We start from the raw sequence: 20,281 nt of genomic DNA, 5'->3' as shown, positions 1-20,281 counted from the left end.
TCGAACTGCAAAAGTAGATATTTTTAATGAGTTTCCACTAATAAATCACATTTTTTAATGCAGTATTTGATTCTCTGCGCTTTTTCTTTTGACAGTTTAAAAAAAATATCCAATTTTGAAGCCGATTATAAACGGACCGAAAGATATGGAAGATTTAAAAAAGAAAATGAGCGCAGACATGAATGATAAGGAGATTGTATTCTCCAAGTCCATTAAAGCAGGTAAACGCATCTATTACCTTGACGTAAAGAAGAATCGTAAAGATGAAATGTTCCTGGCTATTACAGAGAGTAAAAAAGTGATAACGGGAGAAGGTGACGATTCTCAGGTTAGTTTCGAAAAACACAAAATCTTCCTATATAGGGAGGACTTTCAGAAGTTTATGGCAGGACTCGAAGAAGCAGTCAATTTCATCGAGTGCAGTGATGTGAACGAATACATCGCCCGCCTGAACACCGAAGCTGATGAAGAAAGTGAACAGAAAGCAATCGAAGAAGCCCGGGAAAACAAGTTAGAGAGCGAAATTAAGATCGATATTGACTTTTAAGAAAGTAACTCTTTGATATTTCAAAAAAAAGACGTACTTTTGCACCGCTTTTTTGCAACATCGTGTGATAATCCACATCGTGTGATGGTGAATTAAGCAAGCTAACTTAATTTAGAGTAACACAAATTTTTAAAGAAATGAAATCAATTGAAGTAAAAGGAACTGCAAGAACAATTGCAGAACGCTCTTCTGAACAAGCTAGAGCTTTGAAAGAAATTCGTAAAGACGGTGGTGTACCTTGTGTACTTTACGGAGGTAATGAAGTAGTTCACTTCACAGTGACTAACGAAGGACTTCGTAACTTGGTTTATACTCCGCACATCTACGTTGTAGACCTGGTTATCGATGGCAAAAAAGTAAACGCTATCCTGAAAGATATTCAGTTCCACCCGGTAAAAGATACTATCCTGCACGTTGACTTCTATCAGATTGATGAAGCTAAACCTATCGTAATGGAAGTACCTGTACAGTTGGAAGGTCTTGCAGAAGGTGTGAAAGCCGGTGGTAAACTTGCACTGCAGATGCGTAAGATCAAAGTGAAAGCTTTGTACAATATAATTCCAGAGAAACTGATCGTTAACGTTTCTCACCTGGGATTGGGCAAGACTGTTAAAGTTGGCGAATTGAGCTTCGAAGGTCTTGAACTGATTAGTGCTAAAGAAGCCGTTGTATGTGCTGTTAAGTTGACTCGTGCAGCAAGAGGTGCAGCAGCAGCCGCTGGCAAGTAATTGAGATTATCCCTGTAAAGAGATATACTTCAAGCGCAGATTAATGCAGGTTAAAGCAGATGTTCAGTCTGCATTAATTTGTATTAATCTGCGTTTCTCTTTCTATATTAATGAACTGTTTTACGGAAAAACGATGATAAAATATTTAGTTGTCGGACTGGGAAACATTGGTCCCGAGTATCATGAAACCCGACATAATATCGGATTCATGACAGTAGAAGCATTGGCCAGAATTAACAATGCTCCTCCTTTTATGGATGGACGCTATGGATTCACCACCAGCTTTTCCATCAAAGGACGTCAGTTGATCCTGCTCAAGCCATCGACTTTTATGAACCTGAGTGGATTGGCCGTTCGCTATTGGATGCAGAAAGAAAATATTCCATTGGAAAATGTGCTGATCGTAGTAGATGATCTGGCTCTTCCTTTCGGAACGTTACGTCTAAAAGGAAAAGGAAGTGATGCAGGCCATAACGGATTGAAGCATATTGCCGCCACTCTGGGCACTCAAAACTATGCTCGTCTGCGTTTTGGTATCGGGAGTGATTTTCCACGTGGCGGACAAATTGATTACGTACTCGGACACTTCACTGATGAAGACTGGAAGACAATGGATGAAAGACTGGAGATGGCAGGGGAAATTATCAAAAGTTTCTGTCTTGCCGGTATCGACATCACAATGAACCAGTTCAACAAGAAATGATGAACCTGTTCTATAAAAAATAAAGATAGCAATGAACGGTTAGCTATCAATGATAACGTCCACTAACCGACTAATTACTTATCACTAAATAACTAACTAAAATGGCTGAAGCAAGAATAGATAAATGGATGTGGGCTGTCCGCATCTTCAAGACACGGACGATTGCAGCAGAAGCCTGCAAAAAAGGACGCATTACCATCAACGGTTCGCTGGTCAAAGCTGCCCGTATGATAAAACCGGGTGACGTTATTCAAGTGAAGAAACCACCTATCACATACTCATTCAAGGTATTACAACCGATTGAGAAACGTGTAGGAGCCAAACTGGTATCGGAAATGATGGAAAATGTAACGACTCCCGATCAATATGAATTACTTGAAATGAGCAAAATCAGCGGGTTCGTAGACCGTGCACGTGGAACCGGACGTCCGACCAAGAAAGATCGTCGGGAACTGGAAGAATTTACAACTCCAGAGTTTATGGATGATTTTGACTTTGATTTCGATTTCGAAGAATAGTTCACCACAGAGGACACGGAGGACACAGAGGAATATCAAAGTATACCTACTGGTATCCTGTAATTGTAATTAAGAGTATAATTCGTAAAAGACTTTTTCCCTTTATTTCCTCCGTGTCCTCAGTGTCCTCTGTGGTGAATTGTAAAATACCATTTACAGATTTGCTTTAACAGCATCAATCAGTTCCTGATATTCTGCGTCAGTCAGATAAACCTTTCCCGGGTTCATTTGGAATATACCTCCATAATCAGGTCCATCCACATATTTAGGTGCTAAATGAAAATGCAAATGAGACAATTTATCCGAGTAAGCACCATAATTAATCTTTTCCGGCTGGAAAGCTTTCTGCATGGCACGAGTGACACGCGCTACATCTGCCATAAAAGCATTACGGTCTTCATCACTCAATTCATTCAAATCGTTCACATGGTCTTTATAAGAAACAAGACAACGTCCACGGTAGGTTTGTTCCTTAAACAAAAACACACGTGACACACTCAATTGCGCAATCTCAATCATCAGATTATGCAGCGTTTCATTGTTCTGGCAATACAGACATTCTTTCGGATCACTCTTCATGATATTATTATTTTAAGTTTTTATCGTTGCAAAAATAGGTATTCCATTCTTATCCGGCTTGTACTTTTTCGTTTTTTTGATCGACTAATTGGTACACATCCTCTTTTTCGCCTACCACCCAAACAACATCGCCTTCTTCGAGCGGAGCATTTACATCAGGAACCATCAGTGTACCGTCTTCACTTTCAACACCGGCTATCATACAATGATATTTGTCGCGGATACCCGATTCACGAATCGTTTTACCCAGAAAAACAGAATCACTGTCAATGATAAACTGCTTCAAAGCCATCTCGCTCTTTTCATAAACCTCCCAGTCTATCTTCGCTCCGTTTTGCATCGCCTCATTAAACACACTTAATTGTTCATCCGTCCCTATCACCTGTATCTTATCCATTGGAAACAGACGAACAGAACCACCGGGGATATTAATCCTCCTCTTTCCACGAAGAATAGAAGCAACATGAACTCCAAACTTCTTCCCCAAGTTCAGCTCCATCAATGTCTTTCCCGCCCAACTGGATTCACCCGGAATTTCCATATCGGCAAGATGCAAATCATGCGACAACAAACGACCGGCATACTCCGGCTTTTTCTCTCCCAGATACTCTGCACGTACATCTCTGGAACGGAGATTCTGGAAGAAACGACGTTCAATCAATATCGATTGCTTTTTCAAACGGCGAGACCATACCATCAACAATACAATAAGTACAGCCACTCCAATAATCAATCCGATAGACGCCTTAAATAATCCGGAAATAACAAAGATGACAAAAAGTGCCGCTATCATAATACGAATCACGATTGTCGATACCAGCGGCGCGCGGTTGGCACGGCTGTCATGCCATAAGGTCATAAACTCAACCGAATGATTTTTCTTCACCATAATGGCACGCAAGAAAGGAGCAATACACAGAATGATAAATACCGCTCCCAACAATGATGCCCAGAAATGAGGCAGATTCTCTTTAAAGAATGGCACGACAAAACGAAAAGAAAGTGCAATAATCGACATACTGACAATTGAATAAACAACTGTTATACGTACCATTGACAAGATGAGCTTCTTCCACAAATTCTCGTGATTCAGGGCTGTTTGCGAACCGGAAGAATAACGCATCATTATTTTTTTCCATGATTCCGGAAGATGAGCATCCACAAAAGTAGAAGCCGGCTCGGCAAAACGAATCATATAAGGAGTCAGGAAAGTAGTAATCACAGAAACCGCTACCACTATCGGATACAGAAAGTCACTCGTCACATGCAAAGAGACTCCCAAAGAAGCAATAATAAACGCAAATTCGCCGATCTGCGTTAAACTAAAGCCGCATTGCATAGCCGTCTTTAAAGGCTTTCCGGAGAGAATAACACCGAATGTACCAAAAACGGCCTGTCCCAAGATAACAGCCAAAGTAATAACTATAATAGGTACGGCATATTCTACAATCATTGCAGGATCCACCATCATACCGACCGATACGAAAAAGATAGCTCCAAAAAGATCCTTTACCGGTTTCACCAGCCGGTCTATGGATTCCGCCTCGATTGTTTCCGCCAGAATAGATCCCATTATAAATGCACCAAATGCAGCAGAAAATCCTGTATGAGCCGCCATCACTACCATACCGAAACAAAGTGCCAACGACACAATAAGCAGAGTCTCCTCTCCCATCAATTTCCGGCAGCGTTTCAAGAATTCAGGAATCAGATAGATACCGACAACAAACCACAGAATAAGGAAAAACAATAATTTCCCGATACTCTCCAACATCTCGGTACCTTCAAAATGTTGGCTTACCGCCATAGTGGAAAGCATCACCATTAATACAATGGCCAAAATATCTTCCAAAATCAAGATACTCAACACAAGTCCGGTGAACTGCTTCTTCCTTAATCCTAAATCATCAAAAGCTTTATAAATAATAGTAGTAGACGACATCGCAATCATACCGCCCAAGAACAGACTGTCCATCCTGTGCCAGCCGAAACCCATGCCGACTCCTATTCCCAACAAAATCATACAAAAGATGATGGTACAGGCAGCAATGATGGCAGAACCACCCACCTTGACAATCTTCTTAAAACTAAATTCCAAACCAAGAGCAAACAGCAAGAAAATAACACCAATATCCGCCCAAGTCTTAATATTGGCAGTATCCATCACTGAAGGAGTATACGGCATATGCGGACTTGCCAGAAATCCGGCAACTACATATCCCAAGACCAGAGGTTGTTTCAACTTCTTAAACAACAAAGTCATAACACCGGCACAAATCAATATAAGTGCGAGGTCAGCTATAAGAGTAGGTAATTGAGACATTATTTTATCGTATTTGATGACAAAATTATATTATTTCTATGGGATAAACAACATATTTACGGATATGTTTTGCAATAACCATCATAAAATAAGTTAGCCCCGGATAGAGTCGTAACTTATCCGGGGCTATACACAATAACAAGCTTATTTTTTACTTTCTAAAAGGCGGTTTCACTACCACAGCTTTCAATTTCCGACCACGCATATCGATACAGATTTCCGTACCCACCTTACTATATTCCGGTTTCACATATCCCATACCGATACCAATCTTACGGGTAGGCGACATCGTACCGGAGGTCACCACTCCCACTTTCTCGCCTTCATCATTCACCAGTTCATAGCCATGACGGGGAATTCCGCGATCAACCATTTCAAAGCCAACCAGTTTACGGGTAACACCTTCCGCTTTCTGTTTTTCCAGCATCGGACGGTTGACAAAATCCTTGCCCTCCACAAACTTAGTGATCCATCCCAATCCGGCTTCTATCGGAGAAGTCGTATCATCCAGATCATTGCCATACAGACAGAAGCCCATTTCCAACCGGAGCGTATCACGGGCACCCAAACCGATAGGTTTAATGCCATACTCTTCACCAGCTTCAAAAATAGCCTTCCATATAGAATCAGCCGCAGACGGATAGAAATAAAGCTCAAAACCTCCCGCACCGGTATAACCCGTATTGGAGATAATCACATTCTCTTCACTTGCAAACGTTCCAACCTTAAATGTATAATAAGGAATAGTAGCAAGATCAATATCCGTCAACTTTTGCAGAACCGAAATAGCCTTCGGACCCTGTATAGCAAGTTGAGCTATGTTATCCGACGAATTTTCCAACTCGGCTCCCTCCGTATTGTGAGAAACACACCAGTTCCAGTCTTTTTCCATATTGGAAGCATTCACCACCAACATGTATTTTTCCGGTTCATACTGATAAACCAGCAAATCATCTACAATCCCCCCATCCTCATTCGGAAAACAAGTATATTGTATTTTACCCGGAGCCAGTGCCGCCACATTGTTAGATGTTATTTTCTGCAGAAAGGCCAACGCTTGCGGTCCTTTCACCCAAAATTCTCCCATGTGCGATACATCAAATACACCGACACCTTGACAAACAGTTATGTGTTCATCAATGATACCGGAGTATTCAATAGGCATATTATAACCTGCAAACTCGTGCATTTTAGCACCAAGTGCTATATGTTTCTCTGTAAACGGAGTGGTTTTCATTATTTTAAAGTATTAAGTTTTAAGTATCAGGTATTAAGTATTACCGGAGCTTACCGTCTTTTTATTTGGAAGCCACCAGTTCTGCTATTTTTACGATCACTTTCATTGCTTTCTCCATATTCTGGATAGGCACAAATTCGTAACGACCGTGGAAATTCAGACCACCGGCAAAGATATTCGGACAAGGCAATCCCTTAAAAGAAAGCTGCGCACCATCCGTACCTCCACGAATCGGTTTTACATTCGGTTTCACACCCACGGCTTCCATAGCTGCAAAAGCAGTATCAATGATGTGCATTACCGGTTCTATTTTCTCACGCATATTATAATACTGGTCGCGCAGTTCGAGTGTCGCAGTACCAGCTCCATATTCAGCGTTCATTTGAGCTACCAGACGTTCTATCTCTTTTTTACGGTTCTCAAATTTTGCACGGTCATGATCGCGGATGATATAAGACACAGTGCTTTGCTCCACATCCCCCTGAATACCAATCAAATGATAGAATCCTTCATAGCCGGTCGTATGTTCCGGTCTTTCCTGTGAGGGAAGCATCGTAATAAACTGATTGGCAAGATAGATAGAGTTAATCATCTTATCCTTGGCATATCCCGGATGCACATTACGTCCTTTAAAGGTTATTTTTGCGGCAGCAGCATTAAAGTTCTCAAACTCCAACTCCCCTACTTCACCTCCATCCATCGTATATCCCCATTCGCAACCGAATTTCTCTACATCAAATTTATGAGCACCTTCACCAATTTCTTCGTCCGGATTGAAGCCGATACGGATTTTTCCGTGCTTGATTTCCGGATGTTCCTTCAGATACACCATTGCAGATACAATTTCCGCAATCCCGGCTTTATCGTCAGCACCAAGCAACGTTTTTCCGTTGGTTACAATCAAGTCTTCTCCCTTATGATCCAGCAATTCCGGGAATTGTGATGGAGAAAGGACTACATTCTCTTCAGCACAAAGCACAATATCCGAACCGTCATACTTTTCCACAATGCGCGGAGTGACATCTTTACCCGTCATATCAGGACTTGTATCCATGTGGGCAATAAACCCGATAGTGGGTACTTCTTTATTTATATTGGCAGGAAGTGTAGCAAAAAGATAGCCATGCTCATCCAAAGTAATATCTTCCAATCCCAAAGATTCCAACTCTTTTTTCAAGTATTCAGCAAAAATCATCTGCTTCGGAGTACTTGGAGTAAGCCCTGTCGATTCATCAGATTGTGTATCGAAGCTTACATACTTTAAAAATCTGTCTACTAAAGTCATATTGTTTTAATTACAAGTTACTAATTACAATTTACAAATTGATAGTTTATAGTGCCGTAAAGGTAAAAAAAGAGCCGTGAATTACAAAGCAATTCACGGCTCTTTTTATTGTATACTTTTATCCGGATACTTAAATATCCTATTTGACTACTTTAAAAATGGCTGCTACCATCAAAGCAATGTGTACAAACCTTGCATTTAGGTAATCCGATAGCCTCAATCAGCGTTTCCAGTGTATTAAACTTCAATGAACTGAGACCGAAACGCTCTGCAATAATACTAACCATCTTATCGTATTCCGGAGAACCGGTAGTAGCATATTTCTCCAGGTTCTTATTCTCATCCCCTTCCAGTTCCTTGATAATACGACGGGTAATCAACTCCAATGCATTTTTAGAAGCCGAAAAACCAACAAACGGACAAGCATAAATCAATGGTGGACAAGCGATACGCATGTGCACCTCTTTTGCTCCATAATCATACAGAATCTTCACATTGTCACGTAATTGAGTTCCCCGCACGATTGAATCGTCACAGAACAACAAACGTTTATTTTGCAGCATGGCACGGTTGGGAATCAACTTCATCTTAGCAACAAGCGAACGCATCTCCTGATTGCTCGGAGTGAAGCTACGAGGCCATGTCGGTGTATATTTTGAAATAGCACGATGGTAAGGAACCCCCTTTCCTTCGGCATATCCTAAAGCCATACCCACTCCCGAATCAGGAATACCGCAAGCACAATCCACTTCCGATTCATCTGTCTGTCCCATTTTCAATCCGCTGGTGAAACGCACTTCCTCTACATTCTTTCCTTCATAACAAGAAGTCGGGAAACCGTAGTACACCCACAAAAACGAGCAAATCTGCATATCCTCATTGGGCTTGCGAAGCTGGTCAACATGATCGTCATACATACGGACAATCTCACCGGGACCTAAATATCTCTCAATCTCATAATCCAGATTCGGAAAACTGGACGATTCGCTCGTTGCAGCATAAGCACCGTCTTTCCTTCCAATCACCACCGGAGTACGTCCCCATCGGTCACGGGCAGCGATGATACTACCATCTTCCGTCAGAAGCAACATCGAACAAGAACCCTTAATGTGCTTAAACACATTTTCGATACCTTCCACAAAAGTTCTGCCTTGTATAATAAGTAATGCGATAAGTTCCGTCTGGTTGGTGTTGCTCGAACTAAGTTCGGCGAAGTGCATGTTTTGACTGAGAAGTTCTTCTTCCAATTCCTGGATATTGACTATTTTAGCGACTGTGACAATGGCGAAGCGCCCGAGGTGAGAATTGATGATGATAGGTTGTGCGTCTGTGTCGCTAATGATGCCGATGCCGGCGTTTCCTTTGAATTTGTCCAGTTCTCCTTCAAACTTGGTTCGGAAATAAGTACTTTCCAAATTGTGAATGGAGCGTATAAAACCTTTTTCCTCACTGTATGTTGCGAGTCCTCCTCGCTTGGTACCCAAATGTGAGTTATAATCTGTGCCGTAGAATAAATCAGTCACGCAGCTAGTTTTCGAGACTGTTCCGAAAAAACCTCCCATGTTGTTCTCTTTATTGATGATGTTTTAAAAAAGATGGCGCAAAAGTACAAAAAAGAATTCGTCCTATAAAAAAAGCGCTCCGCAAAGTTTTAGTTTTCTTTGCGAAGCACAACTAATATTTATTAAAAAGCGGGGAATCCGGAAACAATCTTTTTACCGGAATCTTATTTCCATTTCTTGATCGTTTTCAAGTCAGCGGGAGTTGCTTCAATCAAACTTACTGCAAATCCTCCGCTACGTGCCAGCTTCACAGACATCTTATTCTTGTTTGTAACAAGTCCTTTTTTTATCTGGTAAGAAGTAGGATTCTTTTCAAAATCCGCCTCCTTTCCGTCAGCATAAAGAGTAGCTACATATTGTTTTCCCGGTTCGAGAAAATCAAGTGTAAAAGCAGAAGTACGGGGATTCTCATCGGTGATACCACCTACAAACCAGTTATCAGTACCTTTTGCCTTACGTGCTACGGTAATATAATCTCCCGGTTCCGCTTCCAGATACTTGCTGTCATCCCAATCAACGGCTACATCCTTGATAAATTGAAATGCATCCATGTGACGTTCGTAACTCTCCGGAAGGTCGGCTGCCATTTGCAAAGGACTGTACATCGTTACATAAAGTGCCAACTGTTTTGCCAAAGTTGTACGTACAAAACTGTGGTCGCCTGACAGGAAAGAAAGTTTTGTATCAAAGATACCCGGTGTATAATCCATCGGTCCACCAATCTGACGGGTGAAAGGAAGCAAGGTGGTATGGAACGGCTTATTCCCTGCAAAGGCTTCATATTCCGTGCCACGAGCCGATTCATTACCGATCAGATTCGGATATGTGCGACATAATCCTGTCGGACGGGTTGCTTCGTGAGCATTTACACAGATCTTATATTCGGCCGCTTTTTCCACCGCATATAAATAATGATTGTTCATCCACTGTCCGTAATGATGTTCTCCACGCGGAATAATATTACCTACATACCCGCTCTTCACAGCATTGTATCCGTTATCTATCATAAACTGATAGGCTTTATCAAGATGACGCTCGTAGTTACGTACAGAAGCGGAAGTCTCGTGATGCATCATCAGCTTCACTCCTTTTTCCTTTGCATACGCATTGAGCATCTTCACGTCAAAATCAGGATACGGAGTTACGAAATCAAAGACATAATCCTTCGAATTTCCGAACCAGTCTTCCCATCCTTCATTCCAGCCTTCCACTAAGATCTGGTCGAATCCATGCTCTGAAGCAAAGTCAATGTAACGCTTCACTTTGTCATTATTGGCTGCATGACGCCCGCTCGGTTTTGTTTTGGAATAATCCGTCTGTCCCAGTTTCACAGAATAAACATCATCCGTGTACGACCATGAACTTTTTCCGGTAATCATTTCCCACCACACACCGATGTATTTCACCGGCTTAATCCAAGAAACATCTTCGTAGGCACAAGGCTCATTCAAGTTCAAAGTCAATTTGGAAGCCAGAATATCACGAGCATCATCACTGACAATCACCGTGCGCCAAGGTGAACGGCAAGGCGTTTGCATATAACCTTTATCCCCTTTTGCATCAGGAGTCAACCATGATTCAAAAATCAGATTCTGATCGTCAAGGTTCAGATGCATACAAGAATAATCAACCAAAGCCGCTTCATGCAGATTGATATATAACCCATCGGCCGTCTTCATTTGCAAGGACGTTTGTACCCCCGTTGGAGAGAAAGATGTTTGAGAAGCATTGCCGGTAATTGCACCCTGCAGCAATCCGCGAATTTCAGAAAGCTTGGATTCGGTATAATCATATTCCTGCGTATCATAATCGCCTGGAATCCAGAATGCCGTATGATCGCCGGCCATAGCAAACTGCGAATGTTCTTCTTTTATAACGAAGTAATTCAGATTCTTTTGCTGCGGGAACTCATAGCGGAACCCCAAGCCATCATTATAAAGACGAAAACAAATAATCAGATTACGATCTTGCGCCTTTTGATTCAGGGTAACAGCCATTTCATTATAATGGTTGCGGATCGATTTCACCTCTCCCCACACCGGTTCCCATGTTTCATCAAAAGCAGAAGTTTTAATATCGGCCAGAGTGAATCCATTCATCAGTCCGGGATCATTTTTCAATTCCAGTCCCAGTTTCGAAGGTTTAATCACCTCTTTTCCTTTATAAGAGAGTTCATACACCGGTTCTCCTTGCGTGTTGACAGAGAAATTAAGTTTTAATTGTCCGTCAGGAGAAGTGATACTTTCGGCCTTTGCTGATGTGCCGAAGAAAAAAGAGAGCAACAGGCAGACCCATATTGCAGTTCCTATTTTCATGTTCTTCATGATATAAATGAGTTAGTTAATAATCGTATGGCAAAGATAGACAGGAAACAATAGAGGTGTTTTTCTTTATAAAGAAAATATAGAAGGATATAGAAGTTAAAACGGGATAAACATTTAAATATAAAGCAGATAACAAATCCAGAAGCTAGAAAAAACATAGTGTCTATGGTGAAGAAATTAAAAGGATTAAAGACGCATATTACATAATCTTTCTATATTTGCAACGTATTATCCCAACTATATCAATAAACACTTTACTATTTAGAATATGGCACAGCACCTTAAATTGATCGCTCTATTGATTTTCACATTGTCCGCCAGCTACACTTCCGCGCAGTCTTTACGTAAACTGCTGGAACGTCCATACGGTATCATCGAGTCAAAATGGGAAAAAGATGCTCAGGGAACTACCGAACTCAATTACTACAATGAAGACTATTGCGACTATTATCTGTATCGTGCCAACGACCGTTCCTACAATTTAAGTAACGGAAAAAACACTATATTTAAAATAGAAAAGAACGCACAGGTAGACAATCCGTTTAAAAGTGCCTCTTCTTATACGTTCTGCCGGGGCAAATTTCCTAAAGATTTCAATATTCAGACTCCTTATGCCTTACCCGTAAAGAACAATCAAAAGACAGCCTGGAAAACCGATCCGCGTGAACCATTCAAGACCTTGAATTTTCACATCAAACAAGGTGATACAATCTACGCCACCCGCAGCGGAATAGCCTGTAAAACCACCAACCCGCAACAGCTGCTCATCTATCATCCCGATCAGACTTTTGCAGCCTATCTGGTGATGAATGAGAATTTTATCGAACCGGGCGAAGAAGTACAAGTTGGACAAGCCATAGGAAAGGCAGGCCCCACAGGTGCTGCCATCTCCTTCTTTTTTCTGGATGAAAATAAGTTCAAAGGAGGATTATCATCCGGATACCCTTACTCTCACTTTATTCCTGTATTCCGCACAACTGAAGGAGATGTGAAACCGGAAGAGAAAACCATCTATCAGGCTGTGACCGACCATGACCTTATCATGCAGGACATGAGTAAACGTGATAAAAAGAAATATATGAAGCTACACAACCTGAAATAATAGATGTATCATGCGCATATTTTTACTTTTCTTCCCGGTCTTCTTTTTCTGCGGTTTGCTTCATGCCCAAACCGTAAAAGTGGAATATGGCGGTGACCCGCTTCCCGACAAAGACCGGAAGAAGATAGAACAGTTTCTTCAACATGAGGTTGATTTCTATTCACAATTCGGACTGCCCGATACGCTTAGCCTTCAACTATATGTATTTGAAAATAGAAGAGAAGCAATCGATTACTTAGAAAGTATCAATGTGTCTCTTCCTATCAAGGCAAGCGGTGCATACTCACCTAAGCTACAAAAGGCAGTCATCTTAGGACGGGAGAATGGACGGGAGAGAAGTCTTGCCATCATCTATCACGAACTGAGTCATCATTTCGTTTCGCAGATTCTCGGCAAGCGTCCTCCAAGCTGGCTTAACGAAGGACTGTCGGAGTACTTCGAACATTGCACCATTCACAAAAAAGCAGTCCGCCACACATTTACCGAATACGAACAAGGGAGGGTCCGGACGATGTACATGCTGGGAGAAGTAAACCTTCCTACGTTTTTAAATAGCAGCCAGGGCAAATTTATGAAACAGCAAATGACGGACGAGCAATACTCTTATATCCTTTCGCACGCGCTTGTCACCTTCTGGATAGAGAGCGTTCCCCGCGAGATATTCAAAAAGTTCATATCCGTTCTGCAAAACAAAAATGATCCGTCAACCGTTTCAGAACAAATCAATCTTGTTTATCCCGGAGGCTTCCAGCAATTCGAAAAGGATTTTGAAGCCGCCTACAAATAATATCAATCTTTCAATCAAATGAGTAAAGAAGTTATCTATATCTTTATCGGTGGAGGAACCGGTAGTGCACTGCGTTATTTCATCCAGTTGTTAATGCACGAACGAATCGTCCCTTATCATTTTCCATGGGCCACTTTCACGGTCAATCTTCTCGGCAGTTTTCTCATCGGTTTGTTCTATGCCCTTTCAGAGCGATTCCACCTTCCGTTCGAGGTCCGTTTGTTTCTGACAACGGGTTTATGTGGAGGTTTCACAACGTTCTCTACTTTCTCCAGTGACGGCGTAGGTCTGCTGAAAGGAGAATTTTACGGAGCATTTGTTCTATATACATTATTAAGTATAGGAATAGGATTAGCCGCAACGTTAGCCGGCGGATATGTGGGAAAACAGATTTAATAATTCGAATATAAATCCTACCTTTACGCCATGATTAAAAGAAGCCCAACCGAACCCGTCCGCGTTGTTCCTCCCATGATGGAAGAACAGGAAGTCAGTACTATTACCCTACAGAAATGGCTCGACAGAGAAGAAACCGTCTCTCATCTTTTATTCTGCAAAAGAAAAGAAGAAGGCATCGACAAATCTTATAAAAGTTTCAAAAACTGCACCTTTCAGCATCAGACATTCAGCGAATGTAAATTCCGTTCCTCCCAACTGACCGATGTCAGGTTCGAGAACTGCGACTTATCCAACATTTCTTTCGCTGAAAGTTCGCTCTACCGGGTAGAATTCATTTCCTGCAAGCTATTGGGTACCAATTTATCGGAAACAACGATGAATCACGTCTTGCTGCATGACTGCAACGCAGGTTATATCAATCTGGCTATGAGTAAAATGAACCAGGTACGTTTTGCACACAGCCAGCTCCGCAACGGAAGTCTGAACGACTGCCGTTTTTCATCCGTCGCATTTGAGAGTTGTGATCTCGTAGAAGCCGATTTTTCACACGCTCCGCTTCGCGGAATAGATTTGCGCACTTCCCGTATCAGCGGAATCACGCTTAACATCAGCGATCTGAAAGGGGCTGTCATCACTTCCCTGCAAGCAATGGATTTGCTTCCACTGTTAGGGGTTATTATCGAAGATTAAAATCCTGCAAATTCACCCCGCCGCACTCAAACAAAAAGCATCGTCCCGTTGTTATAGTATAAGGTCGGACTAACGACATATAGGGAATAGGCACAAAAAGAATACCTATTTATAGTGATTTCTCACTCCCCGTCAAGTCCGTACTTTTGCAGAAATCTTATTCAAAAACAATAGAAACGATGAAAATTGAAAAAATTGTAGCTCGAGAAATTCTCGATTCAAGAGGTAACCCCACAGTAGAAGTTGACGTAGTATTGGAATCCGGCATTATGGGACGTGCATCTGTACCATCAGGCGCTTCCACAGGTGAACACGAAGCATTGGAGCTTCGCGATGGTGACAAACAGCGCTATGGTGGAAAAGGAGTACAAAAAGCGGTTGATAATGTAAATAAAATCATCGCTCCGAAGCTGATTGGTATGTCTTCACTCAATCAGAGAGGTATCGACTACGCAATGCTGGCATTGGACGGCACTAAGACTAAATCGAATTTAGGTGCTAACGCTATTCTCGGCGTATCTCTTGCCGTAGCTAAAGCTGCTGCCAACTATCTGGACCTTCCTCTATACCGCTATATCGGTGGAACAAATACGTATGTAATGCCTGTACCGATGATGAACATCATCAACGGTGGTTCACATAGCGATGCTCCGATCGCATTCCAGGAATTTATGATCCGCCCCGTAGGTGCTCCTTCTTTCAGAGAAGGTCTGCGCATGGGTGCTGAAGTATTCCACGCTTTAAAGAAAGTCTTGAAAGACCGTGGCCTTAGCACTGCTGTAGGTGATGAAGGTGGTTTCGCACCTAACCTCGAAGGTACGGAAGATGCTTTGAATTCTATTCTGGCCGCTATCAAAGCTGCAGGATACGAACCGGGCAAAGACGTTATGATCGGTATGGACTGTGCTTCTTCCGAATTCTACCACGATGGTATTTACGATTATACCAAGTTTGAAGGTGAAAAAGGTAAGAAACGCACTTCCGCAGAACAAGTTGACTACCTGGAAGAACTAATCAACAAATTCCCTATCGACTCTATCGAAGACGGTATGAACGAAAACGACTGGGAAGGCTGGAAAAAGCTGACCGAACGCATCGGCAACCGTTGCCAGCTGGTAGGTGACGACTTGTTCGTAACCAACGTAGATTTCCTTGCAATGGGTATCGAAAAAGGCTGTGCCAACTCTATCCTGATTAAAGTAAACCAAATCGGTTCGCTGACAGAAACACTGAACGCTATCGAAATGGCTCACCGTCATGGATACACTACTGTTACTTCTCACCGTTCGGGTGAAACAGAAGATGCTACTATCGCTGATATCGCAGTAGCTACTAACAGCGGACAGATCAAGACAGGTTCTTTAAGCCGCTCAGACCGTATGGCTAAATACAATCAGTTACTCCGCATTGAAGAGGAATTGGGCGATTTGGCTGTGTATGGATACAAGAGAATCAAGTAAAAACTGAATCCCTATAAAACTAAAGGAGGTGTGTCAAGAACTTTTTTTTGACGCACCTCTTTTACATTGTTTACCCTCTTAATAAAAGGTATAAAAAGAAAAAAAGCATCCAGACTAATACCTGAATGCTTTTTTCTTGGATTTGTTATATATCCTTTTTTGAGCCTCTTGTCGGATTCGAACCAACGACCCCGAGATTACAAATCACGTGCTCTGGCCAACTGAGCTAAAGAGGCGGGTGGGTAAGCTATCTATATCGCGCCGCTACAACCAACTACCTTTGCTGCGATCAAGCCCTGGAGGATTCGAAGGGAGCTGGCCGTATAGGACTTACCCGTTTTGCGGTTGCAAAGGTAGACATTTTTATGTATTCTGCAATAGCTGCAGACAACTTTTTTACTAACAAAAGACTAACAGGCTACATTTCAGGCAATTAAAATTGCAAAAAAATATTCAGACAGCAACTTCCTCTGCTTTATTAACTTTAACAACCAGATTTCCCCTACCAACCGATATTATTTGTACCTTTGTGCGCAATTTATAAATGAAGATGACAGAGAACAGAAGCTATTTACAAAAATATGCCATGCATTTTGGCACGTATATGGGAATCTACTGGATATTGAAGTTCATATTATTTCCGCTGGGATTCCACATACCTTTCCTTTCGCTTTTATTTGTAATCCTGACATTGTCCGTACCTTTCATCGGATATCACTATGCGAAAATGTACCGGGATAAGATTTGCGGAGGAAGTATCCAATTTTCACATGCCATGCTCTTTACCATATTTATGTATATGTTTGCTTCTCTGCTGGTAGCTGTGGCTCACTACGCCTATTTCCAATTCATCGATCATGGATTTATCATCAACTCTTACATCCAGTTGTGGGACGAACTGATGACCAACACCCCGGCTCTGATAGAAAACAAAGAAGTTATAAAAGAAACGATAGATACCGCCCGTTCACTTACTTCCATCAATATCACCATGCAACTATTGTCATGGGATGTATTTTGGGGAAGCATCCTGGCCATTCCTACCGCATTGATGGTAATGAAAAAGGCCAAATCGGAAAATGACGGAGTGTCTCAATCGTAATTTGTAATTCGTAAGTAATTAGTAATAAAAAAATGGATATATCAGTTGTAATCCCATTATTCAATGAAGAAGAGTCACTACCCGAACTCTATGCTTGGATAGAACGGGTAATGCAAGCCAACGGATTCTCATTCGAAGTGATTTTCGTTAACGATGGAAGTACCGACCATTCATGGGAAGTGATCGAAAAGCTTAAAGCTCAATCGGAACATGTAAAAGGGATCAAATTCCGCCGTAACTACGGTAAATCACCTGCACTCTACTGTGGATTCGCTGAAGCGGAAGGAAACGTAGTCATAACGATGGATGCGGACCTACAAGATAGCCCAGACGAAATCCCCGAACTTTACCGGATGATTACAAAGGATGGCTACGACCTGGTATCCGGCTGGAAGCAAAAGAGATATGATCCAATTTCAAAGACACTGCCCACCAAGTTGTTTAATGCTACTGCCCGCAAAGTATCAGGCATCAAAAACCTGCACGACTTCAACTGCGGATTGAAAGCCTATCGCAAAGAGGTCGTAAAACATATCGAAGTGTACGGTGAGATGCATCGTTATATACCTTATTTGGCAAAGAACGCCGGATTCAAGAAAATCGGTGAAAAGGTGGTACACCACCAGGCGCGTAAATACGGCACAACAAAATTCGGACTGAACCGTTTCGTAAACGGGTATCTGGATTTACTCTCTCTTTGGTTCCTCTCCAGATTCGGCATCAAGCCGATGCATTTCTTCGGACTGTTGGGATCATTGATGTTTCTGACAGGAATGATTTCTGTCATCATCGTAGGTGCCAGTAAACTATATGCCATGTACAACGGTCTCCCCTACCGACTGGTGACCGACTCTCCCTATTTCTATTTGTCACTTACGGCAATGATTATAGGTACGCAATTATTCTTAGCCGGATTCCTTGGCGAACTCATCTCGCGCAATGCACCGGAACGGAATAACTATCAGATAGAAAAGAAAATTTGATTCACATTCAATAAACTGACTATGAAGAATTTAATTCGTATCTTTCTCCTATTGATAATCGTTGGCGGTGCTGTCAGCATTCATACCTCGTGCTCGGACGAGAACGATTGCTCATTAGCAGGACGTCCGATGATGTATTGCACGATATATACCATCGATCCGGACAACCCTAATATTGCACTAAAAGACACGCTCGATTCGTTGACAATCACCGCATTAGGCACCGACTCTATCATTCTGAACAATGAAAAGAATGTGCATACGTTAATGCTTCCACTACGATATACAAGTGACTCTACTGTATTCATATTCAGATATGATCCAAAGCGTAAAAAAGATGATGTTGACACATTATACATTGTACAACAGAATACGCCTTATTTCCAATCCATGGAATGTGGATATATGATGAAACAAAACATCATCAGTGCCAAATTTGGCAAACCCGGAAGACCCGGTCTTCCTCCTCCGTATGGCAATGGACAACCGGACCAAATAGATTCTCTTCATATACAAAATAAAGAAGCCAATACAAATGAAATCCAGAACTTGCAGATATTCTATAATTATCGGCCAGAACGCACACCTGATGAAACGACTAATTAGTCTGCTCCTGCTCTTTTGCATTGGACTTCCGTTGCTGGCCCAACAACAGCGGCCTACGCAAACACCCAAAAGAGATCAGAAAAAGAAAGAGGTTGCCGAGATAGATACCATTCCACTTTACAATGGTACGTATATCGGTGTGGATTTATACGGCATCGGAAGCAAGCTTCTGGGAGGCGACTTTATGAGTTCCGAAGTCAGTGTGACCGTCAATCTTAAAAATAAATTCATCCCTACCTTTGAGTTTGGTATGGGAGGAACAGATACCTGGAGCGAAACAGGCATACACTATAAGAGCAAAATGGCTCCATTCTTCCGAATCGGTGTGGATTACAACACCATGGCAAAGAAGAAAGAGAAGAACAGCTACTTATATGCAGGACTTCGCTATGCATTCAGTTCATTTAAATATGACGTTTCCACAATGCCGGCGGACGATCCCATCTGGGGAGATGCAGTAGGTAACCCCAGTTTAGGAGATGGTTACTGGGGCGGAAGCGTACCTTTCAGCCACTTGGGAATGAAAGGCTCCGTGCAATGGCTGGAAATTGTTTTAGGCGTTAAAGTACGTATCTACAAAAACTTTAACATGGGGTGGTCGGTACGTATGAAATACAAAACCAAAGCATCTACCGGAGAATATGGAAATCCATGGTACGTGCCCGGCTACGGAAAATTTAAATCAAACAATATGGGAATCACTTATTCCCTTATTTACAAATTGCCTCTTTAGAATATAATGACAGGACTAGAGATTTGGTTGCTTGCAATAGGTCTGGCGATGGATTGTTTCGCTGTCTCCATTGCAAGCGGTATCATTTTGAAACGTACCCGATGGAAACCCATGCTAATCATGGCTTTTACATTCGGACTTTTTCAAGCAATCATGCCTTTTATCGGATGGATGTTCGCCAAAAGCTTCAGCCATTTCATAGAAAGTATAGACCATTGGATTGCCTTTGCCATTCTTGCCTTCCTTGGCGGCAGAATGATTTGGGAATCTTTCAAAGAAGAAGAGTGCTGCCAGCTATTCAACCCGACCAGTCTGAAAGTGGTATTCACTATGGCCGTCGCAACAAGCATCGACGCGCTGGCAGTCGGTATTTCGTTTGCCTTTTTAGGAGTGCAAAATTATAATGAAATCCTGTCCCCTATCCTTATCATCGGACTTGTTTCCTTCGTCATGTCACTCATCGGGTTGATCTTTGGTATCCAATGTGGCTGTGGCATCGCCCGGAAACTGAAAGCAGAGTTATGGGGAGGTATCATTCTGGTCATCATCGGACTAAAGATATTAATTGAACATTTATTTCTCTAATAAAATGAGTTTTCTCATCAAAAAGAAG

The 20,281-nt window shown here is 42.0% G+C and carries 20 protein-coding genes and 1 tRNA gene; 14 read left to right on the top strand and 7 right to left on the bottom strand.

Annotated elements, in window-relative coordinates:
* Positions 1–145 precede the first annotated feature (145 nt).
* The 4 genes from CJF29_RS07115 to CJF29_RS07100 all read left to right on the top strand — a co-directional run bounded on the left by CJF29_RS07115 (position 146) and on the right by CJF29_RS07100 (position 2,496).
* Positions 146–547 carry a PUR family DNA/RNA-binding protein gene (locus tag CJF29_RS07115; RefSeq protein WP_074557094.1) on the top strand — a complete coding sequence of 134 codons (402 nt, stop codon included), beginning with the start codon at positions 146–148 and terminating at the stop codon, positions 545–547.
* A 137-nt stretch (positions 548–684) separates the two neighbouring features.
* Complete coding sequence (locus tag CJF29_RS07110) at positions 685–1,275, top strand: 50S ribosomal protein L25/general stress protein Ctc (RefSeq protein ID WP_074635626.1); 591 nt, start codon at positions 685–687, stop codon at positions 1,273–1,275.
* A 136-nt stretch (positions 1,276–1,411) separates the two neighbouring features.
* Positions 1,412–1,978, top strand: coding sequence for an aminoacyl-tRNA hydrolase (pth, locus tag CJF29_RS07105; protein WP_032848766.1), 567 nt, complete (start codon positions 1,412–1,414; stop codon positions 1,976–1,978).
* 101 nt (positions 1,979–2,079) lie between these two features.
* On the top strand, positions 2,080–2,496 hold the full coding sequence (locus CJF29_RS07100) for an RNA-binding S4 domain-containing protein (RefSeq protein WP_004302058.1): 417 nt from the start codon (positions 2,080–2,082) through the stop codon (positions 2,494–2,496).
* Between the two features lie 153 nt (positions 2,497–2,649).
* Here CJF29_RS07100 and CJF29_RS07095 read toward each other — a convergent pair whose 3' ends face one another.
* The 6 genes from CJF29_RS07095 to CJF29_RS07070 all read right to left on the bottom strand — a co-directional run bounded on the left by CJF29_RS07095 (position 2,650) and on the right by CJF29_RS07070 (position 11,806).
* Entirely contained in the window at positions 2,650–3,075 is a 426-nt protein-coding gene (locus CJF29_RS07095; protein WP_004302057.1) for an HIT family protein, read from the bottom strand.
* A gap of 49 nt (positions 3,076–3,124) precedes the next feature.
* A complete protein-coding gene (locus CJF29_RS07090; RefSeq protein WP_099146928.1) occupies positions 3,125–5,398 on the bottom strand; it encodes a cation:proton antiporter in 2,274 nt (757 codons plus the stop codon).
* Between the two features lie 151 nt (positions 5,399–5,549).
* Positions 5,550–6,635: a glycine cleavage system aminomethyltransferase GcvT gene (gene gcvT, locus CJF29_RS07085; RefSeq protein WP_004302054.1), complete on the bottom strand. Its 1,086-nt coding sequence runs from the start codon at positions 6,633–6,635 to the stop codon at positions 5,550–5,552.
* Between the two features lie 61 nt (positions 6,636–6,696).
* Entirely contained in the window at positions 6,697–7,920 is a 1,224-nt protein-coding gene (gene pepT, locus CJF29_RS07080; protein ID WP_004302053.1) for a peptidase T, read from the bottom strand.
* A 152-nt stretch (positions 7,921–8,072) separates the two neighbouring features.
* Positions 8,073–9,482: an amidophosphoribosyltransferase gene (locus tag CJF29_RS07075; RefSeq protein ID WP_004302052.1), complete on the bottom strand. Its 1,410-nt coding sequence runs from the start codon at positions 9,480–9,482 to the stop codon at positions 8,073–8,075.
* A 164-nt stretch (positions 9,483–9,646) separates the two neighbouring features.
* A complete protein-coding gene (locus CJF29_RS07070; RefSeq protein ID WP_074557090.1) occupies positions 9,647–11,806 on the bottom strand; it encodes a glycoside hydrolase family 97 protein in 2,160 nt (719 codons plus the stop codon).
* Between the two features lie 268 nt (positions 11,807–12,074).
* Between CJF29_RS07070 and CJF29_RS07065 the strand changes: the two genes are divergently transcribed.
* From CJF29_RS07065 to eno, 5 genes are all read left to right on the top strand, one after another.
* Complete coding sequence (locus CJF29_RS07065) at positions 12,075–12,908, top strand: M23 family metallopeptidase (RefSeq protein WP_004302050.1); 834 nt, start codon at positions 12,075–12,077, stop codon at positions 12,906–12,908.
* Positions 12,909–12,918: 10 nt separating this feature from the next.
* Positions 12,919–13,695, top strand: coding sequence for a hypothetical protein (locus tag CJF29_RS07060; protein WP_004302049.1), 777 nt, complete (start codon positions 12,919–12,921; stop codon positions 13,693–13,695).
* 18 nt (positions 13,696–13,713) lie between these two features.
* On the top strand, positions 13,714–14,091 hold the full coding sequence (gene crcB / locus CJF29_RS07055; protein WP_004309778.1) for a fluoride efflux transporter CrcB: 378 nt from the start codon (positions 13,714–13,716) through the stop codon (positions 14,089–14,091).
* A gap of 30 nt (positions 14,092–14,121) precedes the next feature.
* The gene (locus CJF29_RS07050; protein ID WP_099146927.1) at positions 14,122–14,784 is read left to right on the top strand and encodes a pentapeptide repeat-containing protein; all 663 of its coding nucleotides are present in this window, start codon (positions 14,122–14,124) and stop codon (positions 14,782–14,784) included.
* Positions 14,785–14,963: 179 nt separating this feature from the next.
* Complete coding sequence (gene eno, locus CJF29_RS07045; protein ID WP_004316472.1) at positions 14,964–16,244, top strand: phosphopyruvate hydratase; 1,281 nt, start codon at positions 14,964–14,966, stop codon at positions 16,242–16,244.
* Between the two features lie 162 nt (positions 16,245–16,406).
* Here eno and CJF29_RS07040 read toward each other — a convergent pair.
* Positions 16,407–16,480, bottom strand: a tRNA-Thr gene (locus CJF29_RS07040).
* A 308-nt stretch (positions 16,481–16,788) separates the two neighbouring features.
* Here CJF29_RS07040 and CJF29_RS07035 point away from each other — a divergent pair.
* From CJF29_RS07035 to CJF29_RS07015, 5 genes are read left to right on the top strand one after another with little or no spacing between them, the layout of a single operon-like run.
* Positions 16,789–17,346: a DUF4199 domain-containing protein gene (locus CJF29_RS07035; protein WP_004316473.1), complete on the top strand. Its 558-nt coding sequence runs from the start codon at positions 16,789–16,791 to the stop codon at positions 17,344–17,346.
* Between the two features lie 32 nt (positions 17,347–17,378).
* Positions 17,379–18,329 carry a glycosyltransferase family 2 protein gene (locus tag CJF29_RS07030; RefSeq protein ID WP_099146926.1) on the top strand — a complete coding sequence of 317 codons (951 nt, stop codon included), beginning with the start codon at positions 17,379–17,381 and terminating at the stop codon, positions 18,327–18,329.
* Between the two features lie 21 nt (positions 18,330–18,350).
* Entirely contained in the window at positions 18,351–18,935 is a 585-nt protein-coding gene (locus tag CJF29_RS07025) for a DUF6452 family protein (RefSeq protein WP_049703194.1), read from the top strand.
* Positions 18,919–19,668, top strand: a complete 750-nt coding sequence (locus tag CJF29_RS07020; RefSeq protein WP_176553154.1) for a DUF6048 family protein — start codon at positions 18,919–18,921, stop codon at positions 19,666–19,668. Before CJF29_RS07025 ends, CJF29_RS07020 begins: the two co-directional genes overlap by 17 nt.
* A gap of 6 nt (positions 19,669–19,674) precedes the next feature.
* On the top strand, positions 19,675–20,253 hold the full coding sequence (locus CJF29_RS07015) for a manganese efflux pump MntP family protein (RefSeq protein WP_099146925.1): 579 nt from the start codon (positions 19,675–19,677) through the stop codon (positions 20,251–20,253).
* Positions 20,254–20,281 lie beyond the last annotated feature (28 nt).

This window comes from Bacteroides celer (assembly GCF_002632415.2).
Classification (GTDB): Bacteria; Bacteroidota; Bacteroidia; order Bacteroidales; family Bacteroidaceae; genus Bacteroides.
The sequence above is the reverse complement of the archived record's forward strand: the minus strand, read 5'-3'. Positions and strand labels throughout refer to the sequence as shown.

Coding starts and splice junctions, on each gene's coding strand:
- CJF29_RS07115 (WP_074557094.1), top strand. CDS start 146: ATGGAAGATTTAAAAAAGAAAATGAGCGCAGACATGAATGATAAGGAG.
- CJF29_RS07110 (WP_074635626.1), top strand. CDS start 685: ATGAAATCAATTGAAGTAAAAGGAACTGCAAGAACAATTGCAGAACGC.
- CJF29_RS07100 (WP_004302058.1), top strand. CDS start 2,080: ATGGCTGAAGCAAGAATAGATAAATGGATGTGGGCTGTCCGCATCTTC.
- CJF29_RS07095 (WP_004302057.1), bottom strand. CDS start 3,075: ATGAAGAGTGATCCGAAAGAATGTCTGTATTGCCAGAACAATGAAACG.
- CJF29_RS07090 (WP_099146928.1), bottom strand. CDS start 5,398: ATGTCTCAATTACCTACTCTTATAGCTGACCTCGCACTTATATTGATT.
- gcvT (WP_004302054.1), bottom strand. CDS start 6,635: ATGAAAACCACTCCGTTTACAGAGAAACATATAGCACTTGGTGCTAAA.
- pepT (WP_004302053.1), bottom strand. CDS start 7,920: ATGACTTTAGTAGACAGATTTTTAAAGTATGTAAGCTTCGATACACAA.
- CJF29_RS07075 (WP_004302052.1), bottom strand. CDS start 9,482: ATGGGAGGTTTTTTCGGAACAGTCTCGAAAACTAGCTGCGTGACTGAT.
- CJF29_RS07070 (WP_074557090.1), bottom strand. CDS start 11,806: ATGAAGAACATGAAAATAGGAACTGCAATATGGGTCTGCCTGTTGCTC.
- CJF29_RS07065 (WP_004302050.1), top strand. CDS start 12,075: ATGGCACAGCACCTTAAATTGATCGCTCTATTGATTTTCACATTGTCC.
- CJF29_RS07060 (WP_004302049.1), top strand. CDS start 12,919: ATGCGCATATTTTTACTTTTCTTCCCGGTCTTCTTTTTCTGCGGTTTG.
- crcB (WP_004309778.1), top strand. CDS start 13,714: ATGAGTAAAGAAGTTATCTATATCTTTATCGGTGGAGGAACCGGTAGT.
- CJF29_RS07050 (WP_099146927.1), top strand. CDS start 14,122: ATGATTAAAAGAAGCCCAACCGAACCCGTCCGCGTTGTTCCTCCCATG.
- eno (WP_004316472.1), top strand. CDS start 14,964: ATGAAAATTGAAAAAATTGTAGCTCGAGAAATTCTCGATTCAAGAGGT.
- CJF29_RS07035 (WP_004316473.1), top strand. CDS start 16,789: ATGAAGATGACAGAGAACAGAAGCTATTTACAAAAATATGCCATGCAT.
- CJF29_RS07030 (WP_099146926.1), top strand. CDS start 17,379: ATGGATATATCAGTTGTAATCCCATTATTCAATGAAGAAGAGTCACTA.
- CJF29_RS07025 (WP_049703194.1), top strand. CDS start 18,351: ATGAAGAATTTAATTCGTATCTTTCTCCTATTGATAATCGTTGGCGGT.
- CJF29_RS07020 (WP_176553154.1), top strand. CDS start 18,919: ATGAAACGACTAATTAGTCTGCTCCTGCTCTTTTGCATTGGACTTCCG.
- CJF29_RS07015 (WP_099146925.1), top strand. CDS start 19,675: ATGACAGGACTAGAGATTTGGTTGCTTGCAATAGGTCTGGCGATGGAT.